Genomic DNA, 12,855 nt, shown 5'->3' with positions numbered 1-12,855 from the left:
GGGGTTATCGCGTGACGATCCGGTCGCGCCAGGGCTCGCGCGCCTGCCAGTCGCGCTGTTCCAGTTCGGGGGTGGCGCTGTCGTCTGACGGGTAACCGATGCACAGCAGCGCGATCAGCGACCAGGGGGCGGGAACGTCGAGCATGACATTGACCTGTACAGGGTCCAGGATCGACACCCAGCCCATGCCGATCCCGCGCGCGCGCGCCGCCAGCCACAGCGTGTGGATGGCCATGACCGTCGAATAGCGCAGCATTTCGGGCATGGTCGCGATGCCAAGGCCATGGCCTGCACAGGGTGCTTCGTCGCAATAGACGGCCATCAATTCGGGCGCTTGCGCAACGGCGTGCAGTTTGAGCGCGCGATAGCGGGCTTCGCGATCCGTGCCGACATAACGTTCCGCCGCACGGGCGACTTCCGTGTCGACATGATCTGCCAGAGCCTGTCTTAGTGTGGACGATGCGATACGGACGAAGCGCCATGGCTGGGCGTTGCCCACCGATGGCGCAAGTGCCGTCGCGGCCAGCAACCCGTCCATGTCCGCTGGCGCGACCGGATCGGGCCGGAAATGGCGCACGTCGCGCCGCCAGCGCAGCAGCATGTCAAGCTGCGCGGCGAAGGCGGCGTCGAACCGGGGCGGGGCCGCGTTCAGAACTCGATCCCCTTTTGCGCTTTCACGCCTGACCGGAAGGGATGTTTCACCATCGTCATGTCGGTGACTAGATCAGCTGCCTCGACCAGTGCGTCGGGCGCATTGCGACCGGTAACGATGACATGCTTCATGGCGCTGCGTCCGGTCAGCACCGGCAATATCTCGTCCAGCGGCAGATAGTCGTAGCGCAGGACGATGTTCAACTCGTCCGCCAGCACCATGTCATAGGATGGGTCGGCGATCATCCGGCGAACCTCGTCCCATCCATTGCGGGCCACGGCGATGTCGCGGCTGCGGTCCTGCGTGTCCCAGGTGAAGCCTTCGCCCATCGGCTTGAATTCCACTTGGGTTGGGAAGGCGTCGAACACGACTTTCTCGCCGGTGGTCATCGCGCCCTTGACGAACTGGACGACGCCGACCTTCATGCCATGACCGATCGCGCGAACGACCATGCCCAATGCCGCACAGGTCTTGCCCTTGCCCTTGCCGGTGTGGACGATCAGCAGACCTTTTTCCTGGGTCTTGCTGGCCATGATCTTCGTTTGCGCGGCCTGTTTCTTGCGCATTTTTTCAGCGTGCCGGGCTTCGATCGTCTCAGCGTCCATCGGGCGTCTCCTTTCGCATCAGGTAAATGTCCATGATCCAACCATGGCGGGCGCGCAGATCGGCGCGGAGCGTGGCGATGCGGGGTGCGGCTTCGGCCAGCGACCCCGCGACCAGTGCCTCCTGCGCCATGCCGAGATAGGCACCCCACCAGATGTGGACGCCCACGGGGTCGATTGCGTCGAAGGCGCATCCGCTGTCGAGCATGACGACCAGCGTGCCGACGCCATCGGGCCAGCCGTGCACGCGCAACTGGCGGCCGGTGGTGATCAGCACCGGATCGGCCAGCGCGTTGAGCGGGATAGCGTGGGCGGCGGTCAGCGCCTGAATGCTGGTGATGCCCGGTATGACGCGCAGGATCAGCGCCATGCCGCCGACGCGCAGCTGGTCGGCGATGCGCAGGCTGCTGTCGTAGAGCGAGGGATCGCCCCAGACGAGCAGCGCCAGCCGTCCGCCTTTGGGCAGATGCTTTTCGATTGCGTCTCGCCATGCGGTCGCAATGGCGTCGTGCCAGTCGCTTACCGCGCCCAGATAATCATCGCGTCCGTCGCGGGCCGGCAGGTCGAACTCCACCACATTGGGCTTGGCCGTCAGCACCGCGGCGCAGAGGTTGCGGCGCAGGTCGATAAGGTCAGACTTGGCGTCACCCTTACGTGGCAGCAGGATCAGGTCGGCATCGTTCATCGCCCGGACCGCTGCCGCCGTCAGATGATCCGGGTTGCCGGTGCCGATGCCGATCAGGTCGATGGCGATCATGCGTCGGGTGCGATCATATGAAAGAAGGTGCCGGTCACTGTGCCGCGATGCGACCCGGTTTCGGCGACGGTCGCGCCATCGGCGTCGGTGACGCAGGCGAGGGGAGCGTCGCGCTGTTCGACGATGGTGGAATAATGAAATTCATGGCCGCGTAGGCTGGTGCCTGCCGTCATTGCGCCAATTGGTGCGAGCAACTGCGCATGACGATAGCCCAGATGCATCTGCCGCCTGGCATGGCTGGTGACGAGGGACAGCAGACCGGCCATGCGATGGCTTTCCCCCGCCTTGTCGATCAGCGCGTCGCCCAGCACCATATAGCCGCCACACTCGCCATGGACCGGACGGGTGGCAGCGTGGGTGCGCAGGCCGGTGAGGAAATGCTCCGCCGCCGCGATCCTTCCGGCATGAAGTTCGGGATAGCCGCCGGGCAGCCAGACCAGATCCGCGTCAGTAGCTGGCGCTTCGTTGGCCAGTGGCGAGAAGGGGATGATCTGCGCGCCAGCCCGCCGCCAGCCTTCGAGCAGATGGGGATAGGTGAAGGAGAAAGCAGCATCCTGTGCGAGGGCGATCCGTTGCGCGGGGGGCGATGGCAGCGATCCGGCTATGCCTGACGATCCATGGCGCGCCGCGGCGACGATCGCGACCAGATCGCAATGGGCGCGCAGGAAGGCGGCATAGTCGGTGATCGCCCGGTCCAGATCGGGATGCTCGATCGCCTGTACCAGTCCTAAATGCCGCTCCGGCAGGGTCAGGTCACCGCGCCGGGGAAGCGCGCCAAACACGGTGATCCCCGCCTGCTCCATGCCCCGCCGGGCCAGCCGTTCATGGCGCGGGCTGGCGACGCGGTTCAGGATCACACCGGCAAAAGGCAGCCTAGTATCATACAGCCGAAAGCCCAACGCGGTGGCCGCCGCCGATTGCGCCTGGCCGCTGACATCGACCACCAATATCACCGGCCAGCCCATGCGCCGTGCCATGTCGGCGCTTGCGCCATTGCCGCTGGCCCCGGCGCGTGCGACGCCGTCATAGAGGCCCATCGACCCTTCGGTCAGGATGATGTCCGCGCCGGTCGCGCGGGCGGTGATCGCGTCGATCAGGCCGGGCGTCATCGCCCAGCTGTCAAGATTATAGGAGGCGCGGCCGCTGGCGGCGCGGTGAAACGCCGGGTCGATATAGTCCGGCCCGCTCTTGAACGGCTGCACCGCCAGCCCATCCTGCGCCAATGCACGCAGCAGGCCCAGCATCACCGTGGTCTTGCCGGTCCCCGAAGCCGCGGCGGCGATCATGAGGCCGGGGACGCTCATACCTGTTCACCTGCGAAAGGCGACTGCGCACTTTGCGGGCGGAAGCGCCGGTCATAGCCGGTCGCATAGAGGCTGCTTTCGCCAAAATCATCGTTGGCCAGCACTTGCCCGACGATGATCAGTGCGGTGCGTTCCATACTGCCCGCGACCGCCTGTTCGATCGTGGCCAGCGTCGCGCGGACGATGCGCTGGTCGGGCCAACTGGCGCGCCACACCACTGCGGCCGGGCAGTCCGGGCCATAAGCGGGGGTCAGATCTGCGACCACCCGGTCGAGCTGATGGATGGAGAGGTGGATCGCCAGTGTCGCGCCGGTTGCGGCGAAATTGGTCAGGCTTTCGGCAGGTGGCATGGTGCTGGCGCGGCCCGGCGTGCGCGTCAGGACCAATGACTGGGTGAGGCCCGGCAGGGTGAATTCGGCCTCCAGCGCAGCGGCAGCGGCGGAGAAAGCGGGGACGCCCGGCGTAACGGTAAAGGGGATGTCCAGCGCGCGCAGTCGTCGCAATTGTTCGCCCATCGCCGACCAGATTGACATGTCGCCCGAATGGAGGCGGGCGATGTCATGGCCCTGCGCATCGGCGGCTTCGATCTGTGCCATGATCTGGTCCAGCGAGAGTGATGCTGTATTGATGATCCGGGCATCGGGCGGGCAGTGCGCCAGCAGCGCTTGCGGCACCAGCGACCCGGCATAGAGGCAGACGGGCGATGCAGCGATCAGGTCGCGGCCGCGCAGGGTAAGCAGATCGGGCGCACCGGGACCGGCGCCGATGAAATGGACGGTCATGCGGGGGTTCCTTGGGCGATGGCGCAGGTCGCCATGTGATCGGCAGAAATGTGGCGCTGGGAGAGCAGGGTGGCACCCGGCCCCGCTGCGGCGAGCGCTGCGGCTTCGGCGACGCTGCCGACACCATAGGCAAGCAAGCTGGCGTCGGAGCTAGTCGGAGTGACCTGCGCGCGCAGGGCTTCGCGCGGTATGACATGGAGCGGCACGCCCATAGCATCGGCCAGTGGGCGGAGCAGCGCGGTCTTGTCCAATGGCGCGGCGAAGGCGGTGACGGCGGGCAGTCCCTCTTGCGCCAGCGCGAGCGCGCTTTCGAGTGACGCAAGGCTTGTGCCTTGCCGAAAGCCAAAGCCTGCGGCGATCATAAGGTGACACTCCATTGCACCAGCGGATAATGGGCGCGCCAGCCGCGGCGGCTGCCCAAAGGCGCGGCGTCGGCCAGCTCGATTCGCAGCAGATCGCCGCCCTTCTCGTCATGAGCGCGAGCGAGGAGCGCTTCGGATTCTAGCGTCACGGCGTTGGCGACGAGGCGGGTGCCGGAGGGCAATCGAGCGAAGAGATGGGTGAGCAAGGCGTCGGACAGGCCGCCGCCGATGAATACGGCGTCGGGTGCGCAATTGGGTAGTATGGCGGGCGCGCGACCCGTGATGACTTGGAGCCGATCGACGCCCAACACGGCGGCATTGGCGGTGGCACGGGCGGCGCGCGCCGGATCAGCTTCAAAACCTGTCGCGCGATTGGCAGGGTGGGCGAGCAGCCATTCGATCCCGATCGAACCGGAACCCGCGCCAATGTCCCAGAGCAATTCGCCAGCGCGTGGCGCGAGGGCGGAGAGGGCGAGCGCCCGGACGGGTCGCCTGGTCATTTGCCCGTCATGCGCAAACAGCGTATCGGGCAACCCTGACGCACAGGGCAGGGCCATACCGTCCCCGGCGCAGGCGATGCCGACAGCGACCGGATGCGCTATGTCGGTGAAGTCCATATCGCTGGCAGGCGCGGCGCGGATGCGTTCGCGCGGGCCGCCCAGCGCCTCCAGCACATATAGCTGGGATGCGCCGAAGCCCAGAGCATTCAGATAATCAGCCATATCCCCCACCGCTGCGCCATCGCGGAGCAGCGCGATGATATGACCACCGGGGACCAGATGCGGGCGGATGCGGGACAGCGGCGTAGCGTGCAGCCCGACGCAGACCGTCCGTTCAATCGCCCAGCCCAGTCGCGCTGCGGCCAGTGCGAAGGTGGAGGGGGCAGGGTGGGCGCACCATTCGCCGGGCTGAAGATGCGCCGTCACGACCGATCCTGCCCCGAACCAGAAGGGATCACCCGACGCCAGCAGCACCACGCGCCGCCCGCGCTGTGCCAGCAGCAGCGGCACGCCATCGGCAAACGGCACCGGCCATTCCTGCACGGCGCAATCGAGCGCAGGCAGCAGTGCCAGATGCCGCGCTGCGCCCATCACCAGTTGCGCTTGCGCCAGCGCATCGCGCGCCGCTAAGGCGAGGCCGTCGGCTCCATCCTCACCGATGCCGATGATCGTCAGCCAGGGAGCGTCAGCCATGCCCAACATCCTGCTGCTGGGCGGCACGACGCAAGCGAGCGCGCTCGCCCGCCTGCTGGCCGATGCCGGGATGCGGGCGACGCTCAGCTATGCCGGGCGCACCGAACAGCCGCGCGCGCAGCCGGTGCCGGTGCGGATAGGTGGCTTTGGCGGGGTGGAGGGGCTGGCGCGCTATCTGCGCGACCATCGGGTCACCCATTTGATCGATGCGACCCATCCCTTCGCAGCGACGATGAGCGCTAATGCGGTCGCGGCGGCCAATATCACCGCCGTGCCGCTGATCGCGCTCAGCCGTCCGGCGTGGACGCCGCAGGCTGGCGATGACTGGACCCCTGTGCCCGACATCGCCGGCGCCGTGGCTGGGCTGGCCGGCCCGGCCCGCCGCGTCATGCTCGCGCTGGGGCGGATGCATGTCGATGCTTTCGCCGCCCGGCCACAGCATCATTATCTGTTGCGCTTCGTCGATGCGCCCGCAACCTCGCCCGCCTTGCCCAAGCATGGCCTGGTCGTTGATCGTGGCCCGTTCACGGCGGAAGCCGACACACAATTGATGCGCGACCATGGCATTGACCTGCTGGTCTGCAAAAATGCGGGCGGGACTGGTGCGGAGGCGAAACTGATTGCGGCGCGAACGCTGGGGCTGCCGGTCCTGCTGATCGACCGGCCGGTCTTGCCGCAGCGGATCGAGGTGGATGATCCGCAAGCGGTCATGGAGTGGCTGGGTCATGCTGCTGACCGTGGAGTATAGAGGATCGCTCCCGCCGTCCGCTCGATCAGGCGGGTGCGGCTCGACCCGACAATGACCATGGTGCGCATATCGGCCATGTCGGGTGTGGCCTGCGATAATGGCACGATATGCAATGTCTCGTCGGGGGTTGATACGGCGCGGGCGAACAGGATGGGGCGGTCATCGTCGCAGGCTTCGCGCAACAGGTGCAGGATCGCAGCGAAGCCGTCGGGCCTGGCTTTCGATCGCGGATTGTAGAAGGCGATGGCGAAGTCCGCCTCCACCGCCAGCCGCACCCGCCGCTCGATCAGATCCCAGGGCTTCAGATTGTCCGACAGATTGATCGCGCAGAAATCATGGCCGAGCGGTGCGCCCGCCCGCGCACTGGCGGCCAGCATAGCGGTAATGCCGGGCAACACGTCAATACGCAGGTCGCGCCAATGGGGCGGCCCGTTGTCCAGCGCCTCGAACAAAGCGACCGCCATCGCGAACACGCCGGGGTCGCCGGAGGACACGATGACGACGCGCCGTCCGGCAGCGGCCAGTTGCAGCGCATGGCCTGCCCGATCCAGCTCTACCCGATTGTCGGACGGGTGCAGCGTCAGCCCCGCGCGTGGCGCGACCCGCGCGACATAGGGGATATAGCCGATTACGTCCGTCGCCTGCGCCAGTGCCTCGGTCACCTGCGGCGTGACCATGGCGTCGCTGCCCGGTCCAAGGCCCGCTATGGCGATCCAGCCGGACCCGCTCATGGCCGTCGCCCTTGTCCATGGATTAGCAGGATCGAGAAATAGGGGGTGACCCGATCCGCCTCGACCAGCCGGCTCACGCGCTGGTCGGGCATGGCTGCATGTTCGACCAGCCAGGCGGACTCAGCGCGGCCAGCGGCGATGACGGCGCGGCGCAGCTTGGCGAGGTTGCGGCCGATCTTCATCACCACCAGCGCGTCGGTATCGCGGATGCGGCGGGTCAGTTCTTCCTCCGCCATGGTCGCCATCAGCACGGTCAGCACATCATCGCCCCAGCTGATCGGTGCGCCCGAAGCGGTCCAGGCGCCGGCCATGCCACTGATCCCCGGCACGACCGCGACCGGCGCGATGCCCGACAGGCGGCTGTGCAGATGCATGAAGGAGCCGTAGAAAAAGGGATCGCCCTCGCACAGGACCACGACATCCGCGCCGCCCAGCGCCAATGTAGCGAGCCGGGCGGTACAATCGGCGTAAAAAGCGGACAGGCACTGGTTGTAGCGCGGATCGGTCACTGGGATTTCGGTCGTGACCGGATATTCCATCGGGATTTCGATCACGTCCGTGCGCAGCATCCCCTCGACAATGCGCCGCGCCTGTCCGGGTCGTCCGGCCTTGCGGAAATAGGCGACATGGCGCGCGCCGCGCACCAACCGGTCGGCGCGGACGCTGAGCAGGTCCTGCGCGCCGGGGCCAAGGCCGACGCCGTGGATGGTGCCGATGGTGGTGATCGCGTTCATTCTGCTTCACTCGCCAGCGCGTTGACCGCCGCGACGGTGATCGCGCTGCCACCGAGACGTCCCTCGACAATCGCGCAGGGAACGGGTTGCGCCGCCCACAAGGCATCCTTGGATTCTGCCGCGCCGACGAAGCCGACCGGGCAGCCGATGATGGCTGCGGGGCGCGGGCAGGCGGGATCCTCCAGCATGTTGAGCAGATGGAACAGCGCAGTGGGCGCATTGCCGATCGCAACGAGTGCGCCAGCGATATAGGGCCGCCACAATTCCAGCGCGGCGGCGGAGCGGGTGTTGCCGATTGCCTGCGCCAGACCGGCGCCTTGTGGATCGTGCAGCGTGCAGATGACGGGATTGTCGGCGGGCAGGCGGGTGCGGGTCACGCCTTCGGACACCATCCGCGCGTCGCAGAGGATCGGCGCGCCAGCCGCCAATGCGGTGCGCGCAACGTCCACGAAGCCTTCGGAAAAACGGATATGGCGGGCGAGATCGACCATTCCGGCGGCATGGATCATCCGCACCGCGACCGGCTCTTCGCTGGCGGCAAAGCAGGCAAGGTTGGCCTCCGCGCGGATCATGGCGAAGGACTGACGATAGATCGCCGCGCCATCGGTTTGGTAGCTATGGGGCATCAATCGGCTCCGAAATGGGCAAGGAGGGCAGCCTGCGTCAGGCCGGATTGCAGCGGCGGATCAGCCGCGCGGGCATCGGTCGCCAGATCGAGCCGGCCGTCTCGCCCGGTCAGCATGACATCGGCAGGCGCGGCGCGGGCGCAGCCCTTGGCGCAACCCGACACGTGCAGGCGGCCTGTGACATGAGGGGCAAGGCGGCGGGCAAAGGCGCGGGTTTCGACGGTCGATTGTGGACAGTCGGGCTCGCCGGGGCAGGCATCGACGCGCAGGAGTGGATCGCCGGCATCGGTGATCCAGCCGTCGTTGGCGGGCGTCCCTCGCCCCTCGATCAACAGCATCCGCCACGGGGTAAGGCGGATCGCGTCGATAGGGCCAAGGCCTAACAGTTGTTCTGCCGCCATGCGGCCAAATGGCACGCCCAGCACGTGGCCGCCCGGCACCACCGGGCGAGCGGGATGAGCGGGCGGGATCGCGCCAGCGGCAAAGGGCGGGAGAGTGGCCCGATGCCGCGCCATGCGCCCGGAACCCCTACCGCCGCTTTCGATGAACCAGTGGGTGAGCGCCAACAGTGCATCGACCTCCGCGCCCTGCTCCACCACCGACCCGGTCGCATGACCATCAGCGCGCAGGATCAGGCCGCCATGCTGTCCGCGCTCGATGCGGAAGTCGCCGCCTTCGTGGAACAGCGCGCAGGCCTCCCCGGCGTCGATGACGAAGCCGACCTTGCCGGGCAGTTCGGGCAGTTCGCCCAGCCTTGCGATCAAGCTCCGTGCGATCCGGGCCGTGTCGTCGCCTTCCTGCCAATCCGGTGCGACCAGCAGATTGCGCCGGGTTTCGATCACTGGATCAGGATCGACCAGTCCTGTCGCAACCAATGTCGTGAGCAAGGCGGATAGGGCTGCTTCTCTCACGCCGCGTAGCTGGAGATTGGCGCGGCTGGTCAGGTCGATCTGGCCATTGCCATGGACCGTCGCTGCCTCGGCCAACACGGTCATTTGCGCGCGGGTAACCCGGCCCAGCATTGGCCGCACCCGGACGATCAGACCATCGCCCGCCGCCATCGGGTGCCATGCATCGGGGCACCAACCCTTCACCGCAAAGCTGCTCATGGCTGCGGCTCCAGACTGGCGAGGATCGAATTGCGCCGGGTGCGCCACAGCCCGGCGGAATGAAGTGCGGCGAAGCGCTGCTCCATCGCCGCCAGCGCGCCGGGGTTCTCGCGGTTCAGGAAGGCGCACACATCTGCTTCGCCCAGCGTTGCGTCATGATAGAGGTCGAACAGGTGCGAGGGCACTTGTCCGGTCAGATGGGCAAACGCCCCCAGATGGTCGAGTGTCGCGGCAATTTCCGCTCCGCCGCGAAAGCCATGTCGCATAATGCCGCTGATCCAGCCGGGATGCGCGGCCCGCGCTCGCACCACGCGCGCAATCTCTTCGGTCAGGCTGCGTGCGGTTGGCCGGGTGGGGTCGCGATTGTCGAGATGGTAGAGCGCGGCGCTGCCGCCCGTCACCGCCTGCGCGGCAGCGAAGCCGCCTTCATGCGCGGGATAGTCGGCGGCGAGCAGCAGGTCGGTTTCGGGCAGATCCTGCGCATGGACGAAGCTGTCCGCGGCCGCGACCCGTGCGCGCAGTCCGTTGGGGTCTGCTGCCGTGCCGGGCATATCGAACGCATGGTCGGATGCCGCCAGCCAGGCTTCGCCCGCCGCTTTCCGTGCGGCGTCTGAGTAAGTTTCGGCGGCATCGCCCATGCCCAGCCCATAACGCCCCGGTTGCGGCCCATAGACGCGCGGTGTGGCCAGGCGACCGATGAATGGGTTGTGGTCGGTCGGCTCATCGCATTCGCCCAGCGCGCGCACCGCCTGCCCGAACAGCGTGCCCAGCGTTGGGAAGGCATCGCGAAACAGGCCGGACACGCGCAGCGTCACATCGATGCGGGGTCGGTCGAGTAACGACAGCGGCAGTATCTCGATCCCCGTCACCCGTTCCGACGTTGTATCCCACACCGGCTTCACGCCCAGCAGGTGCAGCGCCATGGCGTAATCCTCGCCCGCCGTGCGCATCGTCGCTGATCCCCACAGGTCGATCACTATCGCGCGGGGATAGTCGCCCTGATCCTGCAAATGGCGGCGCACCACTTCCTGTGCCATCCGCACCCCCTGCGCATGGGCGCTGCGTGAAGGGACGGCGCGCGGGTCGATGCTGTAGAGGTTCCGCCCGGTCGGCAGCACGTCGGTGCGACCGCGATGTGGCGATCCTGACGGGCCGGGTGCGACCCGTCGTCCGGCCAGCGCCGCCAGCAGTCCGTCCCGCTCCACCGCACCATGCTCGCCCCGGCCAAACAGGTGCAGCCCGTCGCCATATTGGCTTTCCTTGACGTCGCAGACGAAGCGGTCGATGCGGGTGATGATCTCGACCGGCGACGCATCCGCCGCGATGCCCAGTTCCGTTTCCAGCCCCAGCGCGCGCGCTTCATCGGCAATGTCGGTCTGCAACCGCGCCCGCCGCGCCGGGTCCAGCCCATCGGCATTGGAAAATTCGTCGAGCAGCGCCTCGATCCGCGCCAGCCCTGCGCCGCTGCGGGTGGGGGCAAGCGGTGGCGGGGCATGACCGATCGTCACCGCGCCGATCCGTCGCTTCGCCTGCGCCGCTTCGCCCGGATCATTGACGATGAAGGGATAGATGACCGGCACCGCCCCGGTCAGCGCCTGCGGCCAGCAATCGTCCGACAGCGCGACGGCCTTGCCCGGCAACCATTCGAGCGTACCATGCGCGCCCATATGGACCAGCGCGTCGATCCGCTGCTCCCGCAGCCAGAGATAGAAAGCGATATAGGCATGGCATGGGCAGCGCGACAGGTCATGATAGTCCTGATCGCGCGCGGCGGCATCTCCCCGTTCGGGCTGGAGCGCGACGAGGATATGGCCTGCGCGGAAAGCGGCAAAGGCGAAGTGGCCGTCTAGCACCGAAGGGTCGCTTTCCGGCTCTCCCCATGCGGTGGCGATGTCGGCGCACAGGGATGGCGAGAGTGTTTCGAGGGCTGCGCGATAGTGCGAGAGCGGCCAGTAGATGCGCTCTTCTGTCAGTCGTTGCGGCAGGTCAGCGCTGGCAGCAGTGGCATAACCAGCCCCCGCCAGATCCTCCAGCACGGCCTGTGCCGATGCCAGCGCGTCCAGTCCGACCGCATGGGCCATTTGCCACGCCTTGCCCGGATAGGTGGAGAGCAATAGCGCCAGTTTCCGCGTAGCGGCGGGTTTTGTCGCCAACGCGATCCAGCCCGTCACCCGATCAACGATCGCTGCGACCTGCGCGGGATCGGCGCGATGGCGCGCGCGGGCGTGGTGCAGGTCAGGGTCGCGCGCTTCGGCACCCTTGAAGCTCGCCACCCCAGCGAAAATCCGCCCGTCCATCTCCGGCAGCACGATATGCATGGCCAGGTCTGCGGGCGACAGGCCTCGCGCGGCGTCCGCCCAGGCCGCACGGCTGTTGGTGGCCAATGCGATCTGGATCATCGGCACGTCGATGCTATCGAACGGGGTTTGGCCATCCTCGCCGCGCGCGGAAAAGGCAGTGGCGTTGACGATCGCGGCGGGGGCCAGTGCGCTCGCCCAGCGGGTCAACCAGCCGCGCCCATCGGCGGCTTTGAGCGACGGCGCGAACAGGGCGATGATATCGAAGCCGCGTTGCTCGAACGCCGTCTGCAAGGCGACGAACGGGTCAAGATCGTCCGCGACCAGATAGGATCGGTAGAAGAGCATCAGGATGCGCGGCCTGACCGACGTGAGGGCGAATGTGGCCGGACAGGTGACGCCTTCGCCCGCCCGCCATGCCCCAATGGTCGCGATGGGTCGGGACTTGACTATGCCATCCACGACAAGACCGGCATGGTGCGCTAACGTCCAAAGCGTCGCCAGCGCGGCGTCCGGCCCGCCGATATCGCACAGCCGCGCCAGCATCCGCAGCCGATCGACTGACAGGGTCGATGCTGCATCCAGCCGCGCGTCATCCCGTCCGTCTCCCGGCAACACGGCCAGTGCAATGCCCTGCGCCCTGGCCAGTGCCTCCACCTGTTGCAGGCCGTAGGACCAGTAGGATGCGCCGCCGATCAGCCGGATCAGGATTGCCTTCGCGCCGGACAGGGTGCGTTCGATATAGGTGTCGACCGAGAGCGGATGCGCCAGCGTCGCCAGATTGGCGAGGCGCAGCGTCGGCAATCCCTTGCCCAGCCGCCACCCGGCCGCAAACGCGCCCAGATCGCTGTCGGAAAAGGACAGGACCACAATTGCCGCAGGGGGCTGCGCCAGATCCTGCGGACTGGCGACATCCTCCATGCCTGGCGTTTCACGGAAAATGACGTGCATCGTGCGC

The 12,855-nt window shown here is 67.2% G+C and carries 13 protein-coding genes; 1 reads left to right on the top strand and 12 read right to left on the bottom strand.

The features are described 5' to 3' along the window. Window positions 1–4: 4 nt before the first annotated feature. The 7 genes from bluB to cbiE are packed head-to-tail and all read right to left on the bottom strand — an operon-like array spanning window position 5 to window position 5,661. A complete protein-coding gene (gene bluB, locus D0Z70_RS05885) occupies window positions 5–652 on the bottom strand; it encodes a 5,6-dimethylbenzimidazole synthase (protein WP_119744524.1) in 648 nt (215 codons plus the stop codon). Then, window positions 649–1,257: a cob(I)yrinic acid a,c-diamide adenosyltransferase gene (cobO, locus tag D0Z70_RS05880; RefSeq protein WP_119744523.1), complete on the bottom strand. Its 609-nt coding sequence runs from the start codon at window positions 1,255–1,257 to the stop codon at window positions 649–651. Before cobO ends, bluB begins: the two co-directional genes overlap by 4 nt. Further along, complete coding sequence (gene cobF / locus D0Z70_RS05875; RefSeq protein ID WP_119744522.1) at window positions 1,247–2,011, bottom strand: precorrin-6A synthase (deacetylating); 765 nt, start codon at window positions 2,009–2,011, stop codon at window positions 1,247–1,249. The genes cobO and cobF overlap by 11 nt, the downstream gene beginning before the upstream one ends. Further along, entirely contained in the window at window positions 2,008–3,315 is a 1,308-nt protein-coding gene (locus D0Z70_RS05870) for a cobyrinic acid a,c-diamide synthase CobB (protein ID WP_119744521.1), read from the bottom strand. The genes cobF and D0Z70_RS05870 overlap by 4 nt, the downstream gene beginning before the upstream one ends. Continuing rightward, window positions 3,312–4,097: a precorrin-4 C(11)-methyltransferase gene (cobM, locus tag D0Z70_RS05865; protein WP_119744520.1), complete on the bottom strand. Its 786-nt coding sequence runs from the start codon at window positions 4,095–4,097 to the stop codon at window positions 3,312–3,314. The genes D0Z70_RS05870 and cobM overlap by 4 nt, the downstream gene beginning before the upstream one ends. Continuing rightward, entirely contained in the window at window positions 4,094–4,459 is a 366-nt protein-coding gene (locus D0Z70_RS05860; protein WP_119744519.1) for a cobalamin biosynthesis protein, read from the bottom strand. Before D0Z70_RS05860 ends, cobM begins: the two co-directional genes overlap by 4 nt. Further along, complete coding sequence (gene cbiE, locus D0Z70_RS05855) at window positions 4,456–5,661, bottom strand: precorrin-6y C5,15-methyltransferase (decarboxylating) subunit CbiE (protein WP_420820370.1); 1,206 nt, start codon at window positions 5,659–5,661, stop codon at window positions 4,456–4,458. Before cbiE ends, D0Z70_RS05860 begins: the two co-directional genes overlap by 4 nt. Here cbiE and D0Z70_RS05850 point away from each other — a divergent pair. After that, entirely contained in the window at window positions 5,651–6,400 is a 750-nt protein-coding gene (locus D0Z70_RS05850; protein WP_119744517.1) for a cobalt-precorrin-6A reductase, read from the top strand. The two genes, cbiE and D0Z70_RS05850, sit on opposite strands and share 11 nt — an antisense overlap. On the opposite strand, the gene cobJ is transcribed toward D0Z70_RS05850, so the two are convergent. From cobJ to cobN, 5 genes are read right to left on the bottom strand one after another with little or no spacing between them, the layout of a single operon-like run. Continuing rightward, complete coding sequence (gene cobJ / locus D0Z70_RS05845) at window positions 6,376–7,131, bottom strand: precorrin-3B C(17)-methyltransferase (protein WP_119744516.1); 756 nt, start codon at window positions 7,129–7,131, stop codon at window positions 6,376–6,378. The genes D0Z70_RS05850 and cobJ overlap by 25 nt on opposite strands. Further along, entirely contained in the window at window positions 7,128–7,865 is a 738-nt protein-coding gene (cobI, locus tag D0Z70_RS05840; protein WP_119744515.1) for a precorrin-2 C(20)-methyltransferase, read from the bottom strand. Before cobI ends, cobJ begins: the two co-directional genes overlap by 4 nt. Then, window positions 7,862–8,491 carry a precorrin-8X methylmutase gene (locus D0Z70_RS05835; protein WP_119744514.1) on the bottom strand — a complete coding sequence of 210 codons (630 nt, stop codon included), beginning with the start codon at window positions 8,489–8,491 and terminating at the stop codon, window positions 7,862–7,864. Before D0Z70_RS05835 ends, cobI begins: the two co-directional genes overlap by 4 nt. After that, window positions 8,491–9,600, bottom strand: coding sequence for a cobalamin biosynthesis protein CobG (locus D0Z70_RS05830; protein WP_119744513.1), 1,110 nt, complete (start codon window positions 9,598–9,600; stop codon window positions 8,491–8,493). Before D0Z70_RS05830 ends, D0Z70_RS05835 begins: the two co-directional genes overlap by 1 nt. Continuing rightward, window positions 9,597–12,848: a cobaltochelatase subunit CobN gene (gene cobN, locus D0Z70_RS05825; protein WP_119744512.1), complete on the bottom strand. Its 3,252-nt coding sequence runs from the start codon at window positions 12,846–12,848 to the stop codon at window positions 9,597–9,599. Before cobN ends, D0Z70_RS05830 begins: the two co-directional genes overlap by 4 nt. Between the last annotated feature and the right edge of the window lie 7 nt (window positions 12,849–12,855).

Origin of the sequence: Sphingobium terrigena (genome assembly GCF_003591655.1) — a bacterium.
In the GTDB taxonomy this organism is placed as follows: Bacteria; Pseudomonadota; Alphaproteobacteria; order Sphingomonadales; family Sphingomonadaceae; genus Sphingobium; species Sphingobium terrigena.
Note: the sequence above shows the minus strand (reverse complement) of the source record. Positions and strands in the feature narration are given on the sequence as shown.

Bases quoted from the DNA above. Each gene is read 5' to 3' on its own strand.
- cobO (WP_119744523.1), bottom strand. From the start codon at position 1,257: ATGGACGCTGAGACGATCGAAGCCCGGCACGCTGAAAAAATGCGCAAG.
- cobF (WP_119744522.1), bottom strand. From the start codon at position 2,011: ATGATCGCCATCGACCTGATCGGCATCGGCACCGGCAACCCGGATCAT.
- D0Z70_RS05870 (WP_119744521.1), bottom strand. From the start codon at position 3,315: ATGAGCGTCCCCGGCCTCATGATCGCCGCCGCGGCTTCGGGGACCGGC.
- cobM (WP_119744520.1), bottom strand. From the start codon at position 4,097: ATGACCGTCCATTTCATCGGCGCCGGTCCCGGTGCGCCCGATCTGCTT.
- D0Z70_RS05860 (WP_119744519.1), bottom strand. From the start codon at position 4,459: ATGATCGCCGCAGGCTTTGGCTTTCGGCAAGGCACAAGCCTTGCGTCA.
- D0Z70_RS05850 (WP_119744517.1), top strand. From the start codon at position 5,651: ATGCCCAACATCCTGCTGCTGGGCGGCACGACGCAAGCGAGCGCGCTC.
- cbiE (WP_420820370.1), bottom strand. From the start codon at position 5,661: ATGTTGGGCATGGCTGACGCTCCCTGGCTGACGATCATCGGCATCGGT.
- cobJ (WP_119744516.1), bottom strand. From the start codon at position 7,131: ATGAGCGGGTCCGGCTGGATCGCCATAGCGGGCCTTGGACCGGGCAGC.
- cobI (WP_119744515.1), bottom strand. From the start codon at position 7,865: ATGAACGCGATCACCACCATCGGCACCATCCACGGCGTCGGCCTTGGC.
- D0Z70_RS05835 (WP_119744514.1), bottom strand. From the start codon at position 8,491: ATGCCCCATAGCTACCAAACCGATGGCGCGGCGATCTATCGTCAGTCC.
- D0Z70_RS05830 (WP_119744513.1), bottom strand. From the start codon at position 9,600: ATGAGCAGCTTTGCGGTGAAGGGTTGGTGCCCCGATGCATGGCACCCG.
- cobN (WP_119744512.1), bottom strand. From the start codon at position 12,848: ATGCACGTCATTTTCCGTGAAACGCCAGGCATGGAGGATGTCGCCAGT.